2 protein-coding genes are annotated in these 1,032 nt (G+C 66.0%); one reads left to right on the top strand and one right to left on the bottom strand.

The genetic code is table 11. The annotated features are described in order from the left end of the window. Positions 1-321, top strand: a 321-nt coding sequence (locus ACZY0B_RS27650; protein ID WP_463767405.1) for a DoxX family protein, incomplete at its 5' end; no start/stop codon positions are given. Here the strand turns inward: ACZY0B_RS27650 and ACZY0B_RS27645 are convergent. Further along, on the bottom strand, positions 318-905 hold the full coding sequence (locus tag ACZY0B_RS27645) for a TIGR03086 family metal-binding protein (RefSeq protein WP_463767406.1): 588 nt from the start codon (positions 903-905) through the stop codon (positions 318-320). The genes ACZY0B_RS27650 and ACZY0B_RS27645 overlap by 4 nt on opposite strands. Positions 906-1,032: the final 127 nt, after the last annotated feature.

Below are 1,032 nucleotides of genomic sequence, written 5' to 3'. Positions count from 1 at the left end.
GGTATCGGCACCGTGCACTTCCTTGCCCCCAAACCGTTCGACGACATCGTCCCCGCCGAGCTGCCCGGCACCCCGCGGTTCTACACCTACGCATCGGGCGTCGCCGAGATAGCCACCGGTGCCTTGCTGGTGCCGCGACGCACTCGGCGGACAGCCGCGCTGGCGGCCGTCGTGCTGTTCCTCGGGGTGTTCCCGGCGAACGTCAACATGTGCCGGTTGTGGTGGAGCAAGCCATGGCCGATGCGCATCGCCGCTTTCGCGCGGCTACCACTTCAGATTCCGATGATCACCACCGCATTGAAAATCAGGCGCGACAGCTAGCCCTGCCTGTCGACTGAGCGCCCGAGATAAGCCATCAGCCGGGCGGTCGGCGTCGAGTCCGCCGGCGCGGAGTGGGCCGGCCCGAAGCCGCCCGGCCGCCGCAGCATCTCCTCCGGCACCGACTCCACAAGTCCACGGCACAGCGCCAGCAGATCTGACGGCAGCTCGATCAGCCGGCCTTGTGAGCAATGTACGTCCCAGCTGTGCAATGCCAGGTCCGAGACGGGATAGGTCAGCGCCCGGTGCAGCGGAACCTCACCCTCCGGCGACACCCGCATCGCGTCCAGGTCGGCGCCGGGCAAGGCAACCTGCAACCGCGCGGCAAGCTCGCGAAGTCGTGCCGCCGGATCGTCGCATACCCAGTCGGCCGGCTGCGAGGGGAGTTCCCAGACTTTTCCGTCTTCGACGAGCGTCACGATCTTCGCCGCGCTACCGGTGGCGTGCCCCACCAAATCGCGCAAGCTCCAGCCCTCGAGGTTAGACGGCTGGTCCCAGCCCTCCGGCGGAATCTGGTCCACGGCGGCGATGAGTAAGTCGATCGCCGCAGTGACCAAAATGCCGATCGGTGCGGTCGCGCCATTCATTGAGTGCATCGTAGCGCGCTGCGACTTAGCCCTTTTCGCCGAGATACGCGAGCCCGGACCGACTTAGGGCCGCAAAGTCCTTGATTACCGACTAATTTGGCTTACCGACACCAGTTGCGAGGTCTTG

It is taken from the genome of Mycobacterium sp. IDUB_19 (assembly GCF_055419445.1).
The sequence above is the reverse complement of the archived record's forward strand: the minus strand, read 5'-3'. Positions and strand labels throughout refer to the sequence as shown.

What these genes read in the sequence shown, in the direction of transcription:
- ACZY0B_RS27645 (WP_463767406.1), bottom strand. Translation starts at nt 905, where the DNA reads ATGAATGGCGCGACCGCACCGATCGGCATTTTGGTCACTGCGGCGATC.